Here is a 24,530-nt window from a genome sequence, read left to right on the forward strand (position 1 = left end):
CATGGCTTTGGCGCAGCCTGCCGTTCACTGCCGCAGCGCCGCCGCCAACCCCCGCACCTCATCCAGCGCGCCCGCCACGCCCTGCTCCGCCAGCACCTGCGCAAGCCGCGAACCGACCACGACCAGATCGGCATGCCGGGCCACGAGCCGGGCCTCGTCCGGCGAGCGCACGCCAAAGCCCGCAGCCACCGGCAGCCGGGTATGCGAACGCAAGCGGTCCAGATCCTGCGCGATGCGGCACTCGTCGGGCAGGTCCGCGCCCGTCGTGCCGGCCAGCATGATGTGATAAACGAAGCCGCTGGCGTCGCGCAGCAATCCCGCCAGCCGCGCGTCCTCGGATGTCGGCGCGGACATGCGGATCAGGTGCAGGCCATGCTCGCGCGCTTCCCGCCCGATATCGTCGGCATGCTCGACCGGCAGGTCGATGATGATCAGGCCGTCCACGCCCGCGGCGGCCGCGTCCCGGATGAAGCTTTCAACGCCATGCCGCAGGATGGGATTCAGATAACCCATCAGCACCATGGGCGTATGCGCGTCCGCATCGCGAAACTCGCGCACCAGGGCCAGCGTGCGCTTCAAGGTCTGGCCGCCGGCCAGCGCGCGGACGTTCGCCTGCTGCAGCACGGGGCCGTCCGCGACCGGATCGCTGAACGGCATGCCGAGTTCGATCACGTCCGCGCCCGCCGCGCGCAAGCCGCGCAGCAGTTCCAGGCACGCGGCGGGATCGGGGTCGCCCGCCGCGAAGTAGGTAACCAGGCCGCTGCGTCCGGATTGGCGCAGCGCGGAAAGGGTTTGATCCAGCCGTGTCATGCAGCCACCTCGCCAAATTGCGTCACCGTGTCCATGTCCTTGTCGCCGCGCCCGCTCAAACACACGACCAGGATCTCGTTGCGCGCCATCCGCGGCGCCAGCTTGCGCACATAGGCCAGCGCATGCGCGCTTTCCAGCGCGGGCAGGATGCCTTCCTTGCGCGTCAGCCAATGAAAGGCAGCCACCGCCTCGGCGTCCGTGACGGACACGTAGTCCACGCGCTTGCGGTCATGCAGCAAGGCGTGTTCGGGACCCACGCCCGGATAGTCGAGCCCGGCCGATATCGAATGCGCATTGACGATCTGGCCATCGTCGTCCTGCAGGTAATAGCTGCGGCAGCCGTGCAGCACGCCTTCGTGGCCGGCGCTGATGCTGGCCGCATGCGCGCCGCTGGCCAGGCCCAGCCCGCCTGCTTCGACGCCGTACAGGCGCACGTCCGCCAGCTCCAGGAAGGGATAGAAGAAGCCCATCGCGTTGGAGCCGCCGCCCACGCAAGCCACCATGGCGTCGGGCATGCGCCCGGTCTTGGCCGCGATCTGCTGACGCGTCTCTTCCCCGATCACTTTCTGGAACTCGCGCACCAGCCAGGGGTAAGGATGCGGGCCGGCGCCTGTGCCCAGCAGGTAGTACGTGTCGGCGGGATGCGCGATCCAATCGCGCAAGGCCTCGTTCATCGCATCCTTCAGCGTGGCGGTGCCGGCATGCACGGCGCGCACCTCGGCGCCCAGCATGTGCATGCGGCGCACGTTGACGGATTGGCGCGCCATGTCCTCGGCGCCCATGTAGACCACGCAATCCAGGCCGAACAAGGCGCAGACCGTGGCAGTGGCCACGCCGTGCTGCCCCGCGCCGGTCTCGGCGATGATGCGGCGCTTGCCCATGCGGCGCGCCAGCAGGATCTGCCCCAGGCAGTTGTTGATCTTGTGCGCGCCGGTGTGGTTGAGGTCTTCGCGCTTGAGGTACACCTGCGCGCCGCCCAGTTCCTCGGAAACGCCACGGGCCAGGAACAGCGGGCTCGGCCGGCCAACATAATCGGCCAGCATGCCGCGGTAGGTCTGCCAGAAGTCCTCGTCCGACAGCGCCGCCTTGAACTGGCGTTCAAGCTCGTCCAGGGCGGGAACCAGCGTTTCGGGCATGTAGCGGCCGCCGTAGGGGCCGAATTGGCCGCGATTATCGGGAGCGGCCGGATGGATGGCGGATGGCATGAGGAAGAATCCCTTGGCAAGATGATGAGGATTTTTCCTTATGCTATCTTCATAAAAAACTTATTTGAATCAATGATTTGTTTACGATGCACGTAAGCTGAACTAACAAACTGAACATGAGACGGCTGCCCTCCCTCAATGCCCTGCGCTTCTTCGACAGCGCGGCCCGCCAGGCCAGTTTCACGCTGGCCGCCAAGGAACTCTGCGTGACCCACAGCGCGGTCAGCCAACAGATCCGGCAGTTGGAAGAATGGCTGGGCTGCGCCTTGTTCGAGCGTCGCGCCGGGCGCGTCCACCTGACTGCCGCGGGCCTGGACCTGCAACGCTCCGCCCATGACGCCTTCGACCTGCTGGAACGCCGCTGCGATGAACTCAAGCGCCGCACTCAGCCGGCCGAGCTGGCGCTAGGCGCGCCTGCCAGTTTTCTGTCCAACTGGCTGATCCCGCGGCTTGAGCTTTTCGAAGCCCAGCATCCGGACATCCGCGTACGACTGCAGACCGCCGCCGACGCGGCTTTGCTGAACACGCAGCGCGTGGACGCGCTGATCCTGGCCGGACGCGCCTGGCCGCAAGAATGGGACGTCACGCCCCTCTTCGCCGAAACCACAGGGCCGGTCTGCACCCCGGCCCTGGCCGCGCGTATCCGCAACGCGGCCGATGTGCTGGAGGCGCCGCTGCTGCACACCTCCTCACGGCCCGACGCCTGGAAGGATTGGGCGGCGCGCCAGGGCATCGCGCTTGCGCCACGGCAGCCGGGCCGCGAATTCGACCACCTGGGCCACATGCTGGAAGCCGCCGCCGCCGGCCTGGGCGTGGCCATCGCCCCCGCGGTGCTGGTGGAGTCCGACCTGCATCGGGGCCGCCTCGCCGCCCCGCTGGGTTTCGTTGAAAGCGGCGCGGCCTTCAGCCTGTGTTTGCGCAAGGATGCGGTGCGCGCCGATGCCGCGCACGAACGCTTGCGCGACTGGCTGCTGGCCAGCGCCGGCGCGGACTGATCCCGCCCGCAAGGCACGCGCTTACGAGTTACCCTTGCGCGTCACGCCTCCCGTCCGGAACCTACCCATGAAGAAAATCTGCGCGCTGCTAGGCCTGCTGCTCCCCGCGCTGGCCAGCGCCGCCTACAGTCTTTCCGCCACCGAGGCGGCGGTACTGGACGCGGTGTTGCGCGACGAACTCAACACTTACACGCAAGGCGGCAACAGCCTCATCGGCGCACGACTCGGCCTGCCCGCCGCGACCGCCGAGACCGTGTCCCGAGCCTATGCCAACGGTCCGACTGCGCGCTTTCCCGCCTCGCTGGACTTGACCATGCTGATCGCCGGCCCGGTCGCCGCCGGGACCTCGGACGGACAGATCGTGTCGTTCGCTACCTCCGGCTCGCCGACGGTCCGGGCGCACTTGCCTGCGGGCCTCGCGCCGGCCGGACATCTGGCCCTGGCATGCAGCCGCATGGAATGGGCGGACGGCTCTCCCACCTTCATGGACTGCCGCGACGGAACCCTCGCCGGCAAAGAAGAGACCGCCCGGCTGAAGGCCGATCTGGACAATTTCTACCAGGGCAAGCCGACTACCGTCCAAGTGTCCCAGCTTGCCGTCAACATATCGGTGTACGCCAGCCTGCTGACGCCCGGCCACGGCTGCCCGAAGAACATCGACACATGCCGCCAGGCCATCCAGGCCGTCGACGGCGCGGCCCAGAGCAAGCAACTGCCCATGGTCGTGCAGCGTTTCCAGCAGGCCGGGCTGGATCTCAGCCCGTACCAGCGCGATAAGGCCGCAGCCAAGCCGGGCCGCTAGCGCGGCGGGCCGGTCGCGCCGCGCCAAAACGGGGCCACGGCGCGGCCTGTACCGCCCCCCATTTATCGTAATCGCGCGCCGCTATACTGGTCCCACCTCAATACCCCTTACGCGCCGCGCCTTTTCTGCTGCGCCCCGTTATGCACGTCTCGTTGGCCATGCTGCGCCCCCTTGGCCGGGCGCTACTCTGTACCGTCGCCACCCTGCTTTCCGCCCACGCGTTCGCCGCCCCGCCGACGCTGGCGCAATGCCACGGCATCAAGGACATGGCGTTCGTCGCCCACCTGGACGACGACCTGTTGTTCATGAACCCCGACATCGTCTCCAACATCCAGGCAGGCGGCTGTGTGCGGCTGGTCTACCTGACCGCCAGCGATGCCGGTGAAGGCGAGAGCTACATGCTGGGCCGCGAACGCGGCGTGCGCTCCGCCTACGCCTACATGGCGCATCAGCCGGACGAATGGAAGGAAGACACCGGCGCCGCCGGCGGACACCGCATCGCGCGCTTTACTCTCAAGGGCAATCCGCGCGTACAACTGTGGCACATGCGCCTGAAGGACCCTTGGTTGGGCAAGGGCTGGGGCAGCCTGACGCCGCTGAGCCGCACCGAATCCGAACCCGGACAGAACGTCGACACACTGGGTCCCTACGCCGCATCCTATACGCGCGAACAACTGATCGACACCCTGGCCGAGCTGATCCGCCAGTACGCCCCGACCACGGTGCGCCACCTCGACGACACCATCACCGTGCCGTACACGCAGCTGTGCTGGCGCTGCGCCGGCCACGGGCATCCCGACCATATCGCCAGCGCGCGGCTGGCACGCGAGGCCATGCTGCGCGCGCCCGGCAACTACGCCGAAATGGGCTATGTCGATTACCCCAGCCAGGAGCGCGCCACCAACCTCACCCAGGCAGAGATCGCCAGCAAGTCGCTGATCTTCCAGCACTACGCCTGGAACGACTACCACTATTGCGCCGGCCCCACCGGCTGCAAGGAACCCGCCGGCCCCGCCGCCGCATGGGTGCAGCGGGCCTATTACGTGTCGCGCCAGGACATCGCGCCGCAGCTCTACCCGGACGGGCGCGGCGGCCTGGTGGTGTACGCCGCCGGCGAAACCAATGGCGCCGTCAACCGCTGGGACGCGGATCAGCGCCGCTGGCAAAGCCTGGGCGGCCGCACCAGCGGACCGCTGGTTTCGTTCACCCACGCCGACGGCACGGCCGGCCTGATGGCGCGCGACCCGCTGGGCGGCGTGTGGGCAAACAAGCAGCGCCACGACGGCACCTGGCAAGGCTGGCAGGCCCTGGGCGGCCTGCGCGTGACCCAGATTCCGGCGGTGGCGCCGCGCGGCGAAGCCGCCGCCGTGGCGCTGGGCTACGACGGCCTGCTGCACTGGATCACGCCATCCGGCGTGGACGGCAGCTGGAGCGTCTGGCAGGACCTGCCGCCGCTGGAAGGCGTGACCGGCGCGCCCGCCGCGGCGCTGGGCGGCGACGGCCGCTACGTCATCTTCGCCATCACCTCTGCAGGCGAGCTTTATTACACCCGCCAACTGCCGGCCGCCAAGGGCCAACTGCCGCAATGGCAGGACTGGCGCCGCGTACCCGCGCCGCAGGCAGCCGGCGGACTGGCCGCGATCCGCAACCACCAGAACCGCGTCGAACTCTATTTCCGCCAGCGCGGCAGCAACCATCTAACGCGGCTGATGGAGACCGGCGACACCACCGATCTCGACATGGACTGGGGCTCCCCCACCGACATGGGCGTGCCCTACATCGGCCGCCCGGCCATCAGCGCCGACGCCAGCGGCAACGTCATGCTCGCGCTGCTGGAACGCGCGGGCGGACAGCTCTGGCTGGTGGAGCGCGGCCGGCCAGCCAAGCTGGACGCCCAAGCTGCCTCGCCACCCGCGATCAATCTGGTCAACGGCACGCTTTACATCGTGGCCCGCGCCACCGGCGGCCCCCAGCGCTACGAGGTGCTGTCGCGCCACGATGGCAACTGGACCCACGGCTTGACGCTGGATGGCGTGCCATCCGCTGGCGGCGGCCCCTTCGAGACCGTGGCCGCGCGTCCCATCGACCTGCCCAAGCTCGGCGCCAACGACGCCAACAATGCGGCGGTGCTGCGGCCCTCCGTGGCGGAGCCAGGCACGCTCAGCGTGGGCCGCATGCCGACCCAGGCCTCGCAGTCGGCGACGCCGACGAAGACGCAGTAGCCGGTGGAATGGCAGGGTGCCACATCCCCAGGGCGCAAACTCCAGGACCCCCACCATGGAACACATACGCAGCGTCTCCCGCGTCCTGCAACTGCTCCGGGCCCTGAACGAAACGCCCGAAACCTCGCTGCAGACCCTGCACGCTGCCACGGGTCTGCCCAAGGCAACCCTGCACAGGATGCTGGAAACATTACGCCAGGAAGGTTACGTGCGCGGAACCGGCGTCTCGGGCATCTACTGCCTGACAGCCAAGGTCATGGAGCTGAGCGCGGGCTGCGGCGACCGGCAGCGGGTGGTGGACATGGCCATGCCCATGCTGATCCGCGCCACGAAGATGTTGAAGTGGCCGTTGGCGATATCCACGCGGGATGAGGACGCCATGGTCGTGCGCTTCAGCACCATGCCCTACAGTCCCTTGGCGTCCCAGCCCAGCACCTACGGCCATCGCCTGCCCTTGGACAGGACGGCGGCGGGCCTGGCCTATCTGTCGTTCTGTTCCGAGGCAGAACGGATCGCCGCCCTGCAATTGCTGGGCAAAGACCGTGACCACACCGAAGGGGAGCAACTGCTTGCCCAACGCATCGACCAGACGCGGCGGCAGGGATACGGGCTGAGGCTGCCTGCGGCCCCCCGCGGTACCGCCACCCTGGCGGTACCGCTGATGGTGGCCGCCGAACTGGCGGCCTGCGTCTCGCTAACGACTTTCGGTTCCATCATGACGCCCGCCTTCATCAAGGCCCAGCTGCCTCCACTCCAGGAAGTCTGCAACGATCTGGCGGAAGCCATCCGCCTGAGCTGACGCCGTCCAGCGCAGCGTTCCGCCAGGCGGAAAGCTGCCACGGCGCGCTACGCTTCGCGACGGCACTTGTTTATCTTGGGGCCTCACCACCTCAAGGAACAACAGCATGAAGCTCGCCAGTTTTTGGGCAGCAGGACGCGATCGGATCGGGTTCGAGGACGCCGACGGCAATGTGGTCGACATCGCCGCGGCCGCGGCCAGCCAGGACATGGCGCAATTGGCGGAAAGCCGCAACGACCTGCTGTCCCTGCTGGAAACCGAACACGCCTCCTGGTGGCCGGCGTTGCGCGAACTGCACGGGTTGTACGGCTCCGGACAGCGTTCCGGCCTGCGGTTCTCTCCCGGTGACATTCTCTGGCATCCGCCCGTGCGCCGGCCCTCCAAGCTCTGTTGCCTGGCCTTGAACAACAGCGCCAACAGCGAACGCATTTTGTCCGGCCCCAAGCATCCGGCTGTGTTCGTGAAACCCTGGACCTCGATGACGGGCAACCGCTGCGCGCTGCAGATCCGGCCCGCCTACGGCCGCGTCCACCCCGAGCCGGAGCTCGCCGCCGTGATCGGACGCCGGGCCAGGAACGTGGCCGCGCCCGACGCCATGGCGCATGTGTTCGGCTACACGATACACAACGATTTCACTTCGCCCACCATGCGCGCGGAGGATACCTTCCACTATCGCGCCATCCATCCCGCCGCGGACGATCCCGAGCAGATCGAGTACGTCGATACCCATGTCAGCTACCCCGGCCGCTACAAATGCAGCGACACATTCTCGGCGGTGGGGCCTTGGCTGGTGAGTGCCGACGACATCGCGGACCCGCATGCGCTGGACGTGACCTGCAGCCATGACGGCAGACTGATCACCCAGGACAACACCGAGAACCTCTTCTTCAAGCTGCCCCAGGTCATCGAATTCCTGTCCTCGTACATGACGCTCATGCCGGGCGACATCATCTCGCTAGGCACCGCGCTGCGCCGATCGGGCGGCGGCATGGCCGTGCAGAACGTCAATCTTGCGACCCTGGGTGGAGAGGTGACTGTCGCCATATCCGGCCTGGGCGCCTTGAGCAATCACGTCGAAAGGCTGCCATAGAAATGAAGCGCGGCACCCCGACCCGTGGACACGGACCATCCAGCACTCCGAGGACATGAACCATGCAAGGCCATTCGAAATTCAAGGCCGTAAGGAAAATTGCCGCGCTGTGCGCCGGCCTGCTGTTCGCGGCGGGAGCGGCGCAAGCCGCGAGCTATCCGGACAAGCCGATAAAGCTGATCGTGGGCTTCGCACCCGGCGGCGCGAGCGACACGCTGGCGCGGCTGGTCGCGCAGCAGGCGTCGACCCGGCTGGGCCAGCAGATCATCGTCGAGAATCAGGCCGGCGCTGGCGGCAGCTTGGCCGCCAGGACCTTGGCCCGGGCCGAAGCCGATGGATACACTGTCATGCTGGGCAGTCCCGGCAGCATGATCATCAACCCCATCCTGCAACCCAAGCTTGCCTACGATCCCCGCAAGTTCACGCCGATCAGCCCGCTGGCGCGCATCAGCTATGCCTTGATGGTGCGCCAGAACCTGGAAGCGGATTCCGTCGCCCAGCTGGTGGAACTTTCGAAATCCACGCCCCACGGCCTGACAGTGGGTTCGGCGGGCATAGGCTCCAATACCCACCTGGTGGCCATGTCCTTCGTGGTCGGCACGGGTGCGCAACTGCGCCATATTCCCTACAAAGGCACCGCTCCCGCCATGGCCGACCTGATGGCCGGCAACATCGACGTGCTGTTCGATTCCGTCCCCGTGGTGCTGCCCCAGGTGCAGAGCGGGAAGATCAGGATCCTGGCCGTCACAGGCGCAAGCCGGGAAACCTTGTTCCCCGATGTCCCCACTATCGCGGATAGCGGCTGGCCGTCGTTTACCGCCAACAACTGGTTTGGCATCTTCGCCCCGCCGGACACGCCTGCCCCCGTGGTCCACAAGCTGAACGAGGCGTTCACTGCAACGTTGCAGGACGAAAGCGTGCGCGCCAACCTGGAATCCTCCGGCAACCGTCCGGCCCCGGGCACGCCGCAGGACCTCGCCAAGCTGGTGGAAACGGAAAGGCGGGACTACGAAAACACCATCAAACAAACCCATATCAGCCTGCAATAGGCCACGCCGCAACGGCGCGCAAGGAGACGACATGAAAAAGAGATCCCTGGCATTCCGGATTGCGCTGTTCTGGGCCACGGTGTTTTTTGGGGGTTCATTGCAGGCCGCGGACGGGGCGGCGGCCCAGCGCCCCAGCCACACCGTCAGCCTGCTTGCATCTGGCGCCGTTTCCGCCGTGCACGAACAACTGGAACCGTTCTATCGACAGGAATTGAACCTGGAGGTCGCTGCCAGCTTTGGTTCATCCTTGCCTTCCGTGCCGACCTCCGTGCCACGCCGCCTGGAACGCGGAGAGGCCGCGGACGTGGTGCTGACATCCAAGGACTCGCTAGCCAGGCTTGCCGCCCAGGGGCTGGTCGTTCCCGAAAGCCAGGTCGACATCATGAAATCCGCCCTGGGCCTGGCCGTACGCAGCGGCAGTCCGATACCGGAAATCGCCACGGAAGCACAGGCTGCGGCGGCGCTGCTGCGGGCTGGCTCGATCGCCTACTCATCCAGTCTGAGCGGCGTCTATTACGAAACCGAGATGCTCAAGAAAATGCGGATCGAAGAGCAAGTGTTGCCCAAAAGCCGCAAAATTTCGGGCGAAAAAGTCGGCGCCGTGGTCGCCCGGGGCGAGGCCGAAATCGGCATGCAGCAGGTCAGTGAGCTGCTGGCAGTTCCCGGCATCGCATTTGTCGGCAAGCTGCCAGAGTCGTTGCAGCAATACACCGTATTCTCGGCGGGCATCTCGGCGTCCGCGAAGAATCCGGAAGCGGCACGCGCCTTGATCGTGTTTCTGGCCCGGTCGCCCAACGTGCGCCAGGTCCTGTCGAGGAACGGACTGGAACCGGTGCATGCTCAGTAGAAACCCTTAGGTTCGACCGCCTCGAACTGGTACCGCTCCACGCCTTGCTGTTCTTGTAATCCATGGTTACCGGAGAGAAAATCCCCGCTGGGCGCGCGGCACGACTCGCGTCCGGACGCAGCGCCACGAAGCCGCCGGGGGACATCGCACGTGAAGGATGCAGGTCAGTACAACACGCACTCAGCCACCCTGCTCGAGCCCGATCCCTCATCGGACTGGCTCTACCACTGCGCGATGAGCCTGCTCAAGCTGCCAGCCGACGACGCGATCTCCGAGCAGCTGGCCTATATGGGCGAGACCTCCGACGTCGACCGCTCCTGGATGATCGAATACCGTCCCGACATGCTGCGCCTGCGCAACACCCACGAGTGGTGTCGGGGCCAGACCGAGCCCTTCGTCGCCGAACTCCAGGACGTGCCGACCACCCTGATCGCCTGGCTGCACAAGTTCATGGTGAAGGGCCTGGCGGTCGCCATCCATGACGTCAACGACCTGCCCCGCACCGCCCGCGCCATCCAGGTCGAGTTTCAGCGCCAGGGCAACAAGAGCGTGCTGAGCGTGCCCATATTCCACGACCAGAAGCTCTACGGCATCATCGGCTTCGACACCACGGTCCGGCACCGCACCTGGTCGGCCGACGAAGTCCGCGCCCTGTACCAGTGCGCCAACCTGATCGGACAGGCCAAGTACGGCAACGCCCGCGACCGCAGCCGCGCGGCCGGCTATGGCAACGTGACATCGGTGATCTATCTCAGCATGCGCGGCGTGGTGCGCGGCGTGCAGCCCGAAACCATCGTCGGCGTGCGCTCCGCCGGTAACTACAGCGAAATCTGGCTCGAGGATGGATCGATGGTGCTGGACTCGCGCGCGCTCGGCGTATGGTCGACCCTGCTGCCGGAGCAGACTTTCTTCCGGGTGCATCGGACCGCCATTGCAAACGCGTTGCATGTCATGGACGTGGACCGCCGCAGCGTCGACAAGTGGCTGATCAGGATGCGGGCCGTGGACGAGACCTGGCCGGTGTCCCGCTCCTACCGCAAACCGCTGCGCGAACGCATGGGAATCTGAATCCGGCGACCCGGCAGCGACGGCCCGGCAATATGCAGTTCGTCATGCCGGCATGTTGTTTCGTCCTGGCGGAAGTGGCCGCGCAACGAGTTTTTGGGATCATCGCGCATGCGGAGGAACACCCGTTCCTCGAGTCACCCAGAGAGAACCGCATGCTGACGTTCCGCCCCCCTACGCGCCTCGCCATCCTTGCCCTGAGCGCCGCCTGCGCGCTGGGCGCAAGCCAGGCCCGCGCGGCCGACCTGGCCTTGCAGGACGCCGTCTCCATGGCCGGCATGCAGCTGTACCTGAACTCCGGCGCACCCGGACTGCTCATCGCGGCGGTGCGCGGCGATGAAGTCGTGATCCAGGGCTATGGCGAAACCGCGCCGGGCAGCGGCGTGGAGCCCGATGGCCGTTCCATATTCAGGATCGCTTCAGTATCCAAGGTGTTCGCCGGCGATGTGCTGGCGGCGCTGGCGGCCAAGAACAAGCTCAAGCTGACCGATCCCTTGGCGAAGTATGCGCCGGACCAGGCCAAGGTCGACGCCAACGGCCGGCCGCTGACGCTGCTGGACCTGGCCACGCACTCTGCCGGCCTGCCGCGCGAACTGCCCAACCCGGACGCCAAGCCCTCCGACAATCCTTTCGCCGCATTCGACCGCGCCTATTACTGGAAGTGGGTCGGCAGCCACAAGCCGGCCTATGTGCCGGGCACGACCACGCTGTATTCAAACCTGGGCTACGGCCTGCTGGGCGATGCGCTGGCCAAGGCCGGCGGTGCGGACTACTCGACCGTGCTGGCCGACGAGGTCCTCAAGCCCGCCGGCATGACGGACACCACCAATGCGCTGAGCGATGTGCAGAAAAAACGCCTGATGACCGGCCTCGACCCCTTCGACAAGCCAGACCCGAACGCCGTGGTGCCCGACGTGATGTACGCCAGCGCCGGCGTCTACTCCACCGCCGACGACATGGCGCGCTGGATGCGCTGGCATCTGGACAGCGCAAAACAGTCCAAGGAGGCCGCCCTGTTGGCCCACACGATGTGGCTGCCCTATGACGGCCTGAAGTCGGTCGTGGGCACGGAAGTCACCGACGCCGACGGCATGGGGCTGGGCTGGGTGGTGACCCTGCCGCGCAACGGCGCGCCCTTGCTGCTGGGCAAAAGCGGCGGCCTGGGCGGCTTCATGTCCTACGCCGTCCTGTCGCCCAACCGCGGATTGGGCGTGTTCGTCGTCGCCAGCCGCGTGAACTTCGCCATGTTCAACAACATCCACTCTCAGGTGCGTGAACTGGCGGCCGAGTTGGCGCGGTGAGCGGTAGGCGTCCCACGTTGCGCCAGGCCGCGGCGGCAGCGCTGCTGGCCGTGGCCGCGCAAGGCGCGTGCGCGCAGGAAGCCCGGGACATCTTCAAGACGGAGATTTTCCTCACGCCCTACAGCGAGTTGGGCGAAGGCGGCGAGACCTATCCGCGGCTGAACGGCAGGTTCTTGCTGATGACCGGCTATACCGGCTTCTTCGGCGTGCAGGACGACAACGGCCAGTTGCCGCGCTCGCACTGGAACAGTGTGCAACCCACGGCGGAAGCCGCGTTGGTGTTGCAGTTGAACCGGCAGTTTTCGATCCGCGCCAAGGCGACGTTCAATTCGTCCACCAACGACACCAAGGACAACGCCTTTTCCGACCTGGGCGTGGACCTGGACAACCTGTTCGCCGCCTACACCGCGGACAACTACGCGCTGTATGGCGGCAAGATGGACCTGGGCTTTGGCGACGCCTGGCACGTGATCGACGGCTTGTACACAGGCTTCAACGAAAACTCGGAGTTCCGCGGCTCGATCGGGCTGGGCGGGCGCTACACCCTCGATACCACGGGCCAAGGCACGCATTCCGTGGCCGCCATCCTGTTCAAGCGCGACAACACCGCGATGAACCGCCGCTTCAGCCTGGACGGCGGTCTCATCGGACCGGATCAGCCGCCGCTGTTCAGCGACCAGTTGAAGTCCTTCATCCTCTCCTACGACTTCCGCGACCTGCCCGGGCTGGAAGGCTTGTCGGGCGGCCTGGACGCGGGCCGGCTGCATCTGGATCCCGGCCAAGGCAAAAGCGCCAACACGGTGTCGGCCCGCTTGCGCTACGACACGCCGCTGGCCAACTCATGGAACCTGAGCTGGTTCAACGAAGCCACTTATTCCAGCGCCTTTCGCGGCGCTCCCGTCTCCAATGGCAACGGCGTGACCTCGGTGTCGCTGTCGCGCGACCGCTGGCAACTGACCGCGACGGCCGCCGTGCGCAAGTTGTCCGGCAGCGGCCAGAAGCTGGCGCAGCATGGGTTGCTGGACGACACGGATTGGGGAATTTCAGGCGCGGTCACCTATGTCACTCCCCTGGGTTTCATCGTGCAGGCCGGGCTCACGCATCAGCGCGACCAGGCCCTGCGCATCAACCAGGGCGTTATTCGCATCGCTTACCAAGCAGGATTCTGAGGTCATCATGAACCGCAAACATACGCTCGTCACCGGGGTCATCGTACTTGCGCTGGGCAGCGCCCCGGCAGCCTGGTCGCAACCCGTGCCCATCGCCAACGGGCCGACCCCGCCCGCCGACGCGGTGGCGATCCCGGCCGGCAGCAAGGAACGCGCAGTGCAGGACCTGCCGCGGATCATCGCGGACATCATGCAGCGCAGCCAGGTGCCGGGCATGGCGGTGGCGGTGGTCATCGACGGCAAGACCGTGCTGGCCCAAGGCTACGGCACGCGCGTAGCGGGCAAGCAGGCGCCGGTGGACGCGCAGACCGTGTTTCAGATCGCGTCCATCTCCAAGTCATTGTCGGCAACGGTGGCGGCCATCGAAATATCCAAGGGCAAGGCCGCCTGGGACGATCCGGTGTCGCGCTATCTGCCGGACTTCAGGCTGAGCAATGCCTATGTGTCCGAAAGCGCCACGATCGGCGACTTCTTCGCGCACCGCTCCGGCTTGCCTGGCACGGCGGGCGACGACCTCGAAGACCTGGGATTTTCCCGCCAGGACGTGATCGCCCGCCTGCGGCTGCTGCCGCTGGACGCGTTCCGCACGTCCTACCACTACGCCAACTTCAGCACCACCATAGGCGCGGAAGCGGTGGCCAAGGCCGCCGGACGCCCTTGGGAAGCGCTTGCCGATGAACAGCTGTTCAAGCCGCTGGGCATGAAGTCGACCAGCTACCGCTACGGCGACTTCGAGGCGCACGCCAATCGCGCCGTGCTGCATGCGTACCAGAACGGCAAGTTCGTGCCCTCGGGCCAGCGCGACGCAGACCAGCAGGCGCCCGCGGGCGGCGTGTCCTCGACGGTCGTCGATATGGCGGAATGGCTGAAGCTGCTGCTGGCTGACGGGCAGTACCAGGGCAAAGCCATGATCGCCCCGGGCGCGCTGCTGCCCGCATTGACGGCCCAGGCATTCAGCGCCCGCGCGCACGACCTGGATTCGCGTTCCGGCTTCTACGGCTACGGCTTCAACGTCAACACCGAACTGGGCGGGCGCCCCTCGATGGGGCATTCCGGCGCCTTCCTGATGGGGACCGGGACGACGTTCCGGATCGTGCCGTCCGCCGGCATCGGCATCGTGGTGTTGACCAATGGCGCGCCGGTGGGCGCGGCCGAATCCGTCGCGGCATCGTTCATCGACACGGCGCTGTACGGCAAGCCCACGCGCGACTGGTTCGCGGCCTACAACGGCGCCATGAAGGCCTTTTTCGAACCCCAGGCCGATCTGTCCGGACAGGCCGAACCCGCCAAACCCGCGGCGTCGAAAGCGCTGTCGCAATACACCGGCAGGTTCGACAACCCCTACTACGGCCCTGCCGAAATCCAGGAAGCCAATGGCGTCCTGACCCTGGTGCTGGGTCCCAAGGGCATGCGCTTCCCCCTGCGCCATTGGGACGGCGACACCTACGCCTTCTCGCCCGCGGGCGAAGCCGAACTGGTGGCATCGCTGGCGTCCATCGTCTTCAAGATGGACCAGGGGCGGGCCCAGGGCTTCGACATCAAGTTCTACGACGACAGCGGCCTGGGCCGCTGGACCAGCAAGTAGCCGCCCCGCGCGCCGCCAGCTCAAAAGCGGTAGGCGGCGCGCAGGGTCAGGGACTGGTCGCGGTATTCCCCATTGCCGCGCAAAGCGTATTCCGTCTTCAGCTCCACGCCCTTGGGCGTGACGTATTCCAGGCCTGCGGACAGATTGCCGTAGGTCCTGGGCATGCCGGACCGCAGCGTGAACGGCGCCGCGCCTGGCACATTGAGCTGCATGGTGCTGACCACGTCGCCGCCGCTCAGGAAGCTCATCCCGCCGGCCACGTATGAACGCAAGGTCGAGCCGTTGGCCAGGTCCTTGCGTCCGCCCAGTTCCATCATGGGCGAGACCATGAACGAGGTCGTGTCGTTGCCGTGCACCTTCAGGTTGAAGGCGCCCGCGCCTTGTTCGCCGTAGCCGTCCTGCCGGATGTGGTTCACGTCCAGGTCCACGTACGGCCGCAAGTACCAGGACGGCTGGCTGAACTCGTAGGCGGTGCGCAGCCTGGCCGCCAGAAAGGACGATTCCGGCTTGCTCTTGGCCACGCCGTCCAGCGTGCCGCGCGACATCCTGCTCTTCTCCACGCCGCCGTGCACGGCAAGCGACACCTGCCACGGCGCGTTGTTGTACTTCAAGGCCAGGCCGCCCGCGTAAGTGTCGCTATTGCCCGAAAGATCGGAGGCCGAGGTGGTCTTGCCATAGGCGTAGCTCAGCGAACCGCCCAGGAACCAGTTGGTGGCGATCTCGCGCTGCGCGCCCAGCGTGAGCGTGCTCTGCCGCACGTGGTAGCCCTCGTCGTCCGAGGTGGCCTTGCGCTGGGTCCAGTTCGTGTCCAGACGGGTCCAGACGCAATCGCCCTCGCGCAGGATGGTGCTTTCTCCGACAAACGCCGGGCAACTCATCATCCGGTTCATCGACGCGTAGGACGCATGCATCTGGTTGGCGGCGCGGGCGAACTGGCCGTCATGGGCGATGCGGTTCAAGGCGTCGCGGTACTGGTCCGCGGTCTGGATCCCCGTGAGCTTGTCGAAGGTGGCGGCGTCGCTCTGTTTCCCCTGATCCCACAGCGCCTGCAGCGAGTTCGCGATCCTCGCGCGATCCGCGCTCAGCGGCAATGCCGACGGGGTGAAATTGGCGTCGACCGAAATGAGCGGATCGCGCAAGCCCCCAGCGCCATTGTTCTTCAGCGCATAGTTGAACAAGGGGCTATCGCTTGCGGTCGCAGGTATGCTGTTTTGCGCGGCATCGAAATGGCCTATCCCCAGCCACACGTTCTTCACGGGATTGCGCAGCACGGGCCGGACTGTTCCCGCGAAGGTCGATGCGCCCGATACCGAGAGGAAGTCGCTGTTGTGGCCGCCAAAGTCCAGATCGGGCCGGTAGGTTCCCGTGTGGTTCAGCGCGCCCGTGATCCGGGTCGCGGCAAACACGCCCGGCCCGCCCGGATTGAGGACGCCGGCGCTGGCCAGATCGCCCTGGAAGCGGGCGCCGCTGTACAGGTTGGCGCCGGCGTTGTTGTGGAAGAGGCTGCCGCTACCCATCAGCACGTCGCCCGCCACGGTTCCGCTATTGTTGACGACAGTCTGGCCGGCCACATCAATCGCCGTCTTCGCCTGAATGGTGCCGGCATTGGTGATGGTGGTGCTGGCCAACGGCGCAATGGCCAGGATGCCCGTGCCGGACTTGGCGTCGGCGCTTATCAAGGCATTCTGCTCCAGACTGACCGAGACCGCCCGGCCTCCGCCATAGGCGCCATTGCTGACCGCGACCACGGCCGGCGAATTGGCGCCGGTGGCGACGACCTGCGCGGCATGGCCGATGGCCACGCTTACCGGCCCGCCGTATGCCGGGTAGTTGCCCGGCGTGCTGTATTGATAAAGTGCGCCGTCCTTGAACACGCCGCCCCCGCCCACGCTCATCGCCAGGATAGCGGGCGCGTTGGCGCCGGAAGTCTGGACAGTGCCGCCCGTGCCGATGGCCACGTTGATGCTGCCGCCATTGCCCTGGCCGCCGGTCAATCCCGCGTTCTGTATGAGGCCCGTCGTGTATTGCGCGGACGACTGGTCGCCCGCCAGCCCGCCGCCCCCGCCCACGCTTTGCGCCAGGATGCCGGCGGCGCCTTTGCCCGAGGTCGCGACCGTACCCGAAATGGACAGGTTGACGGCATTGCCGTCGCCACCTGCCGCCGGGGATCCGACGGGTTTCAAGGTCACGAGGCCGGGCCGCGTCGCCAGGCCGGCAATGCCGCCGCCCCCGCCTATGCTTTGCGCGACGATGCCATGCGAATTCGTGCCGGCCGTGACGATGCTACCGCCCACGTCCTGCGTCACGGTAACGCTTCCACCAGGACCCACCATCGGCGAGCTGGAGCCGAACGTGAGGTTCACCGCATTGGCGGCTGGCCCCGCGCCGTTGTCCACCATGACCAGGCCGCCGCCGCCCCCTATGCTCTGCGCCAGCACGCCGAAGGACAGCGCGCCGTTCGTGACGATACTGCCGCCCGTGTTGGCGACGCTGACACTGCCTCCGCCGCCGGTGACGTTGCCCAGGAAGCCGCCTCCCCCAGCTTTCGCGGTGCTCCCCAGCTGAATATCGATGCCCGTGAGAGACGCGCTGGACGACACGGCCGCCATGCCGCCTCCGCCGCCCACGCTTTGCGCCAGGATCCCTGGAGAGAACCACCCTTGCGTGGTGACGCGGCCAACGTTGTTGGCCAGGTTCACCGTGCCGCCGGACGCCTGGACCATGCCGAAGGTGTTGGTGATGGACGGGTATTCGGCGCCCAATGCGACCGCCAGCGAGGCCTCCTGCTGGATGGCGGCAAGGCTGGCATTGCGCAGGACCAGCGTGCTGACCCCGCCGCCGCCACCCACGCTCTGCGCCATGATCCCGGCAGAGCCGCCCGCCCGGGTCGCGAGCGTCCCGCCATGAACCACGCTGGCCGCGCCGCCCGTGCTGGTCGAGGAACCCTGCTTCGGGTCGCCCGCGGCGCCCAGCGTGATCGCCGCGGCGGTCTGGTTCCACAGGAACAGGGGTTGGTCGACCACCGAAATGCCGCCGCCCCCGCCCACGCTCTGCGCGAGTATGCCCGGCGCCTGGTAACCCTGCGTGGAGATCTGGCTGGTCGCGGCGCTGGCGTCGACCATGACGGCGCCGCCCGCGCCGCTGGCCCCGTCTACCCCGCCGGCACGCACATTGACCAGGGAGCCCAGCAGTGACCCGCCTTTGGTACCCAGGAGGCTGACGATTCGAGTGATCTTGTCGATGATCGCTGGGGCCTGGCTGCCCACGCCAGCCGATACCACCGCCTGCAGATCCTGCCCGCTGGCTGTGCTTCTGCCGCCGCCACCGCCTATGCTCTGCGCGACGATGCCCGCCGAACCGTTGCCTTGCGTCGCAATGACTCCCGTGTTCGTCACGATGGCCGGATCCGCAGCGCTGCCGCCGCCCGCGCCCGCCTCACCGCCGTTGCCGCCAGTCTGGTGGGTGATGCTGGTTTGCGGCAGCGCGACGGTGAACAGATCCTGCACGCCCGACGCGGCGGCCTTGATCAGCGCGTCGATACTGGACAGCAGGCTGGAAGCGCCCGCCGAATCTATCGTGCCCGCATTGCCGCCGCCGCCGCCGATGCTCTGCGCCAGGATGCCGGGCGCGTGATCTCCCGCCGTCGAGATGGCGCTGTCATTGCGCACATTGAAGGCGCTGGCGCTGTTCCCCGCGCCGCCATTGCCGCCGGTCGTGACGCCGACCGACAGATTGACGGCCTTGCTGAACGCCAGCTGCGGCGTCTGCTCCAGCCAGCTCGCGGCCTTGTCCAGCAAGCCCGCCAGACTGGCCGGCGAGCCCAGGATGTCATTGAACGAGTTGGCGTCGTGCGCCTGGACGATGCCGCCGTTGCCCCCGCCCCCGCCTATGCTTTGCGCGACCATGCCAGCCGCCCCCGTCCCCTGGGTGGCGATGATGCCCGTGATGGCGTTGCCGGCCCGTACCCTTCCGCCGCTGCCGCCCTGGCCGCCCTGCCCGCCATGGCGCACGCTCAGTTGCAGGTCGACCAGCGAGTTGCCTATGGTCGGAATCTTGACCGGCGCCAGCACCCCGCCGCCATTGCCGCCGCCGCCTCCTATGCTCTGGACCACTGCCCCATTGCTTTGCGCGCCCGCGGTGTGGATACCCCCCGCATTCGTGAACGCGGCGGTCCCGCCATCGCCAGCGCCTTGGCCCGCGCCGCCGTTGGACACCGCCACCGTGACCGTGCCGCTGGGCTTGTCGCCCAAGGGCGGCGCGATCGTGATGGCGCGGGAGTTGGCCAGCCCGCCGCTGCCGCCGCCTCCACCTATGCTTTGCGCCAGCACGCCATTGCTGTGCGCGCCCAGCGTCGTGATCGTTCCCTGGCTGGCCTGCGTGAATGAAACCGTACTGCCAAAGCCGCCGCTGCCGCCCTTGCCGCCGGTCGCCACGGTGACGTTCAAGCCCACGCCCACGCCGACCGCATTGGCCGATCCGCCGCTGCCGCCACCGCCGCCTATGCTCTGCAGGATCACGCCCGAGGCGTTGCCGGCGCGCGTCAGTATCTTGCCTTGCGAAGAAAACTGGACCAGCCCGCCATTGCCCGCCGCGCCGCCCGTGCCGCCGATGGCGACCGACGCGATCACGCCGGTGCTGTTGGCATCGCCGCCCACCCCGCCCCCGCCGCCTATGCTCTGCAACAGCACCGCGGCGCTGTTGTCGCCCGAAGTGTCGATGCCGCCGCTGTTGGCCATGGCAATGCCGCCGCCCGCGCCGCCGGTTCCGCCATGCCCGCCGCCCACGGCGATGATGCCGTTGCTGGACGAGGCCAACCCGCCGCCGCCGCCCGCGCTGTTGGCGATGACGGCGGCCGCATCGTTGCCGTAGGTGCTGATGCGACCCGCATTGGTGATCGTGATCGCCTGGCCCGCGACCGCGCCGGCGCCGCCATTGCCGCCTTGTCCGAATGCGCCGTTGGCGCCCGCCGGGCCGCCTTCCCCGCCCAGCACGCTGGCCATGATGCCCTTCGCGCCGACAGTAGCGTTGGCGCCGGTCGTGATCGTGCCGGTATTGGTGATGACGATGGCGCCGGGCGCACCGCCCGCGCCGCCATTGTGGCCATCGAACCAGGAGCCGTTGCCGCCATTGCCGCCATTGCCGCCCTGGCTCAGCGCGTAGACGCCGATACCCCGGTTGCCGTCGGTCTTGATGGCGCCGCCGTTGCTGACGCTGACCTGGCCGGCATTGCCCCCCGCCGCGGCCTTGGTGTCGGTATCGTTGGCGGTCGACGCATTGCCGCCGATGGAACGGGCGATCACGCCATACACGCCGTCGCCATGGCCGTTGACCGCAGTCCCGGCCGAGGACAGGAACGTAACAGCCGAGGCATCGCCGCCCCGCCCGGCATCGCTATGCCCGCCGAAGTCCCCCGTATGCTCGGCCGCCCCGGCTTGCCCGCCCGACGATATCAGTCCAACCCCGGCGCTGACGCCGGCCGGTCCCGGCCCGCGCGCGGTCACCGAGCTCGCGCCTTGCAGGATCACGGATGCCAAGCCTGCGCTGCCGCCATGGCCGGACGTGTACGCACTGTCGAAGCCATTGGCGATGGCGCTGTCGGTCCCCGCGCCGCCCCAGGATTGGACCGCGATGCCAAAGCCCGTGCCGGCGATGGTGGCGTTGTTGAGCGTGATGCGCGCCTGATGCCCGTCGCCGCCGATGCCGTAGCCGCCGTTGGGTCCGTCCGCATTGCCCCACAGGCCGCCGTTGCCGCCCGCCGAGTACAGGTCTATTCCCCGGCCCGCGGCATTGACCGTGCTGGCCGACAAGGTGTAATCGATGATCCGCCCGCCGCCGCCATTGCCGCCCCAATGGTTCACGTCGGCGTCCCTGCCGTTGCCGCCCTTGCCTCCGCTGACGTCGATCAGGATGCCGGTCTGACCGGTCGCACTGGCGCTGATGCGCTGGTTGCTGTCGGTCTGGACGAAGTCACGCTGGCCCCATTGCCCGTCATGGCCATTATTGGGGTGTTCGCCGCTGGAACAGCAGGTGCCGTCGGCGCCGCGAAACTGATAGGCCAGCGGCGCCGTCTGCGCCCAGGCCGGCCGCCCGAAGAGGTACACGGTGGAGATGCCTGCCTGCAAGCACAACGCCAGCCAGGTAAGCCGCAGGCCGTTGCGGCCGGGCTTTGGAATGTCTTGTTGTAGGGTCATGGCGGCGGCGGCGAAAATAGGGCAGATAGAGAAAATCGCCGTTCCCCGCCCGCTCCACAAGTCTGGGATGACGAATCAACCATCCTGGCTGATGAGCGGCGGATGGCCGCCACCAGCTCTGGATTGCCCGGGCATGGGAAAATCGCAACTCTCTGGGAACACCGACATGTCCACCTCGCCCGCCGACAATGTGATTTCGCTGTATCGGGAACACGCCGACGCCTTCGAGAAATTGCGCGGCACGCAGCTGGTAGAACGCGCCTGGCTGGCGGCGTTCCTGGACCTGCTGCCCGGCCCCGCTCCCGAGGTGCTGGACATAGGCTGCGGCACCGGCATCCCCATCGCCCGCCATCTGATCGAACGCGGCTGCAGGCTGACCGGCGTGGATGCCTCGGACGCGCTGCTTGCGCGGGCAAGAGCCTCGTTCCCTGAACACAGCTGGATTGAAGCGGACATGCGCAGCCTGCCGCCCTTGCGCCCATTCCAGGGGCTGATCGCCTGGCACAGCTTCTTTCACCTGCGGCCGGAAGACCAGCGCCCCATGTTCGACGCCTTCGAGCGCCTGGCCGCTCCGGGCGCGGCGCTGATGTTCACCAGCGGCACCCATCTGGGGGAAGCCATCGGCCAATTCGAAGGCCAGCCGCTCTATCACGGCAGCCTGGACACTGCGGAGTATCGCGAACTGTTGCGCCAGACCGGCTTCGAAGTGATGCGCCACGTCGAAGCCGACAAGACCTGCGGCGGCGCGAACATCTGGCTGGCACAACGGCGCAGATAAAACCTTTGAGTTACCTCAAGGTTTGACCGGCGCACAACGCCGGACAACGCCCCTCTGCGCCATAATCAACATGCCGCGGTCTCTCATGGGCCGCGCGAGGCCCACCTAGCCTCTTCGGTTTCCCTCACCTCGATCAGGCGGACCCGGCACTCATACAAAGACTTATCCTCTCGCTACCCGGCGATGAAGGATACGCGAAGCGCCTTGCCGCCTTGTGCCAAGGCGAACTTCAAAGGACCCCGCGATGAAACTCCGCGAGTATTGGCTATCCGGCCATGGCCCCATCCAACACCGCGCCGAAACCGTGGACCGCGTCGACGCGCTGGTGCAGCGCCTGGCGGCCGGCGGCCGCATCGCCAGCCCGGACGATGCCTACGCCATGCTGGCCGCGGCCGACCGCCTCAGCTGCGCGGCGATGAACGTGGTGGCGCATATGACCTATGCCCGCCGCATCGACCTGAACGGCGCGCCGCTGGGCGCCGAGGACTTCAAGCCCAACCCCGAGGGCCATACCGGCGGCTCGCTGAACATGGCGCCCGCCTTCGTCGCCTATCTGCTGGCCAATGCGCTCAGCGGCAAGACCCGCGGCTGGCTGATGGGCCAGGGCCATTGCGTGGCCGCCATCGAGGCCGGCAACGCTTTGACTGGCGACGTGTCGCCGGCGCAGCGCGGCCGCTATGACCGCAGCGAGGCCGGACTGGGGCGCCTGATCACGGACTTCTATTCCTACGCCATCGACGCGCGGGGATTGCCGGCCGTGCCGCTGGGCAGCCACGCCGGCCCCAACACTGCGGGCGCCGTGTCCGAAGGCGGCTACCTCGGCTTCGCCGGCCTGCAATACGTGCACATGCCCCTGCCGGGAGAAAGCCTGGTGGCCTTCCTGAGCGACGGCGCCTTCGAAGAACAACGCGGCTCCGACTGGGCCACGCGCTGGTGGCGCGCCGAGGATTGCGGCCAGGCCGTGCCGGTCATGATCCTCAATGGCCGCCGCATCGAGCAGCGCACGCAGATCGTGCAGGAAGGCGGCGCGCATTGGCTGGCGGAGGACCTGCGCCACAACGGCTTCGACCCGCTGATCGTCGACGGCCGCGATCCGGCAGCCATCGCCTGGGCCATCCTGGCTGCCGAGGAAGCGCTGGCCGCGAACCTGGCGGCGCCGGACTTCCAGTATCCCGCCCGGCTGCCCTATGTCATCGCCGAGACCGAGAAGGGATTCGGCTTTCCGGGCGCCGGCACCAATGCCGCGCACAACCTGCCGCTGGGCGGCAATCCGCACGCCGACAGCGCGGCGCGCGATGCCTTCAACGCCAGCGCCGCCCGGCTGTTCGTGCCGGAAGCGGAATTGGACGCGGCGCTGGCCACACTGGCCAATCACAAAGCGCAGCAACGCCCGCTGGAAAGCGGACACTCCATGGCGCACCGGCATCCCGACGCCCCCGCTCTGCCCGAACCTGCCTGGGAAGCCACCGGCAACCAGGGCAGCGCCATGGCAGCGCTGGACCGCTGGTTCGTGGCACTGGTGCGGGCCAACCCGGGCTTGCGCGTGCGCATCGGCAATCCGGACGAACTGGCCAGCAACAAGATGGGCGGCACGCTGGCCTTGTTGAAGCACCGCGTCGACCATCCGGAGGCCGGCGTCGCCGAGGACCAGCACGGCGCCGTCATCACCGCCTTGAACGAGGAAGCCGTGGCCGCCGCCGCGCTCGCCAACAAGGGCGGCCTGAACCTCATCGTCAGCTACGAGGCCTTCGCGGTGAAGATGCTGGGCCTGCTGCGCCAGGAGATCATCTTCGCGCGCCGCCAGAAGGAACTGGGGCAGGCGCCGGGATGGCTGTCGGTGCCGCTGGTGGTCACCTCCCACACCTGGGAGAACGCCAAGAACGAGCAATCGCACCAGGACCCCACCATAGGCGAAGCCTTGCTGGGCGAAATGTCCGACACCTCCCGCGTGTTGTTCCCGGTGGACGGCAACAGCGCCGCGGTGGCGCTGCGCGCGGTCTATGCCCAGCGCGCCCAAGTGGCCTGCATGGTGGTGTCCAAGCGCGACGGCGCGCAGCGCTTCGACGCGCGGGCCGCGCAGGCCCTGGTCGAACAGGGCGCGGCCCACGTCGCGGGCGACCCGCAGAGCAGCGCGCTGCAATTCGTCGCCATCGGCGCCTACCAGCTCGAAGAGGCCCTGAAGGCGCGCGCCCATCTGGCGCGGCTGGGCCACGAATGCTGCGTGTCCGTGGTGCTGGAACCCGGCCGCCTGCGAGCGCCGCGCGACGAACTGGAAGCCGCTTTCGCGCTGTCCGACATTGCGGTCCACGCGCTCTTCCCGCCCGGCCTGCCGCGCGTGCTGCTGTGCCACACGCGCCCCGAACCCATGCTGGGCGTGCTGCGCCGGCTGGACGGCGGCCCGGCCCGCACCCGGGCGCTGGGCTACATCAGCCGCGGCGGCACGCTGGACGTGCCCGGCATGCTGTTCGCCAACCGCTGCACCTGGGCGCACGCGGTCGACGCTGCTGCCGCCGTAGCCGGCTGGCGCCGCGAGGACGTGCTGGATACGCCGCGACTGCAAGCCATCGACGGCAGGGGCGATCCCTCCGACCTCGCCACCCCTTCTTGATGCGGCACAAGGAC

16 protein-coding genes are annotated in these 24,530 nt (G+C 67.6%); 13 read left to right on the forward strand and 3 right to left on the reverse strand.

What is annotated here, in order from left to right:
• Positions 1-24: 24 nt before the first annotated feature.
• Entirely contained in the window at positions 25-810 is a 786-nt protein-coding gene (trpA, locus tag AC6LKD_RS00400; RefSeq protein WP_498114700.1) for a tryptophan synthase subunit alpha, read from the reverse strand.
• On the reverse strand, positions 807-2,015 hold the full coding sequence (gene trpB / locus AC6LKD_RS00405) for a tryptophan synthase subunit beta (protein ID WP_498114701.1): 1,209 nt from the start codon (positions 2,013-2,015) through the stop codon (positions 807-809). Before trpB ends, trpA begins: the two co-directional genes overlap by 4 nt.
• 116 nt (positions 2,016-2,131) lie before the next feature.
• Between trpB and AC6LKD_RS00410 the strand changes: the two genes are divergently transcribed.
• The 11 genes from AC6LKD_RS00410 to AC6LKD_RS00460 all read left to right on the forward strand — a co-directional run bounded on the left by AC6LKD_RS00410 (position 2,132) and on the right by AC6LKD_RS00460 (position 14,939).
• Positions 2,132-3,010: a LysR substrate-binding domain-containing protein gene (locus tag AC6LKD_RS00410; RefSeq protein ID WP_013396043.1), complete on the forward strand. Its 879-nt coding sequence runs from the start codon at positions 2,132-2,134 to the stop codon at positions 3,008-3,010.
• Positions 3,011-3,077: 67 nt separating this feature from the next.
• Positions 3,078-3,812 carry a hypothetical protein gene (locus AC6LKD_RS00415; RefSeq protein ID WP_498114702.1) on the forward strand — a complete coding sequence of 245 codons (735 nt, stop codon included), beginning with the start codon at positions 3,078-3,080 and terminating at the stop codon, positions 3,810-3,812.
• Positions 3,813-3,952: 140 nt separating this feature from the next.
• Positions 3,953-6,034, forward strand: a complete 2,082-nt coding sequence (locus AC6LKD_RS00420; RefSeq protein WP_498114703.1) for a DUF8189 domain-containing protein — start codon at positions 3,953-3,955, stop codon at positions 6,032-6,034.
• A 55-nt stretch (positions 6,035-6,089) separates the two neighbouring features.
• Complete coding sequence (locus AC6LKD_RS00425) at positions 6,090-6,833, forward strand: helix-turn-helix domain-containing protein (protein WP_013396046.1); 744 nt, start codon at positions 6,090-6,092, stop codon at positions 6,831-6,833.
• Between the two features lie 106 nt (positions 6,834-6,939).
• Positions 6,940-7,923, forward strand: a complete 984-nt coding sequence (locus AC6LKD_RS00430) for a fumarylacetoacetate hydrolase family protein (protein WP_013396047.1) — start codon at positions 6,940-6,942, stop codon at positions 7,921-7,923.
• Positions 7,924-7,985: 62 nt separating this feature from the next.
• Entirely contained in the window at positions 7,986-8,972 is a 987-nt protein-coding gene (locus AC6LKD_RS00435; protein WP_492274380.1) for a Bug family tripartite tricarboxylate transporter substrate binding protein, read from the forward strand.
• A 31-nt stretch (positions 8,973-9,003) separates the two neighbouring features.
• Positions 9,004-9,819 carry a substrate-binding domain-containing protein gene (locus AC6LKD_RS00440; RefSeq protein WP_013396049.1) on the forward strand — a complete coding sequence of 272 codons (816 nt, stop codon included), beginning with the start codon at positions 9,004-9,006 and terminating at the stop codon, positions 9,817-9,819.
• Between the two features lie 150 nt (positions 9,820-9,969).
• Positions 9,970-10,887: a LytTR family transcriptional regulator DNA-binding domain-containing protein gene (locus tag AC6LKD_RS00445; protein ID WP_237709940.1), complete on the forward strand. Its 918-nt coding sequence runs from the start codon at positions 9,970-9,972 to the stop codon at positions 10,885-10,887.
• A 152-nt stretch (positions 10,888-11,039) separates the two neighbouring features.
• Positions 11,040-12,185, forward strand: a complete 1,146-nt coding sequence (gene ampH, locus AC6LKD_RS00450) for a D-alanyl-D-alanine-carboxypeptidase/endopeptidase AmpH (protein WP_498114704.1) — start codon at positions 11,040-11,042, stop codon at positions 12,183-12,185.
• On the forward strand, positions 12,182-13,354 hold the full coding sequence (locus AC6LKD_RS00455; protein ID WP_498114705.1) for a hypothetical protein: 1,173 nt from the start codon (positions 12,182-12,184) through the stop codon (positions 13,352-13,354). Before ampH ends, AC6LKD_RS00455 begins: the two co-directional genes overlap by 4 nt.
• Before the next feature lie 7 nt (positions 13,355-13,361).
• Positions 13,362-14,939 carry a serine hydrolase gene (locus AC6LKD_RS00460; protein ID WP_498114706.1) on the forward strand — a complete coding sequence of 526 codons (1,578 nt, stop codon included), beginning with the start codon at positions 13,362-13,364 and terminating at the stop codon, positions 14,937-14,939.
• A gap of 20 nt (positions 14,940-14,959) precedes the next feature.
• Here the strand turns inward: AC6LKD_RS00460 and AC6LKD_RS00465 are convergent, their stop codons facing one another.
• Positions 14,960-21,130: an autotransporter outer membrane beta-barrel domain-containing protein gene (locus AC6LKD_RS00465; RefSeq protein ID WP_498114707.1), complete on the reverse strand. Its 6,171-nt coding sequence runs from the start codon at positions 21,128-21,130 to the stop codon at positions 14,960-14,962.
• Between the two features lie 166 nt (positions 21,131-21,296).
• Between AC6LKD_RS00465 and AC6LKD_RS00470 the strand changes: the two genes are divergently transcribed.
• On the forward strand, positions 21,297-21,908 hold the full coding sequence (locus AC6LKD_RS00470) for a class I SAM-dependent DNA methyltransferase (protein ID WP_498114708.1): 612 nt from the start codon (positions 21,297-21,299) through the stop codon (positions 21,906-21,908).
• Positions 21,909-22,152: 244 nt separating this feature from the next.
• Entirely contained in the window at positions 22,153-24,516 is a 2,364-nt protein-coding gene (locus tag AC6LKD_RS00475) for a phosphoketolase family protein (protein ID WP_498114709.1), read from the forward strand.
• Positions 24,517-24,530: the final 14 nt, after the last annotated feature.

Source organism: Achromobacter sp. D7-1 (assembly GCF_059760445.1).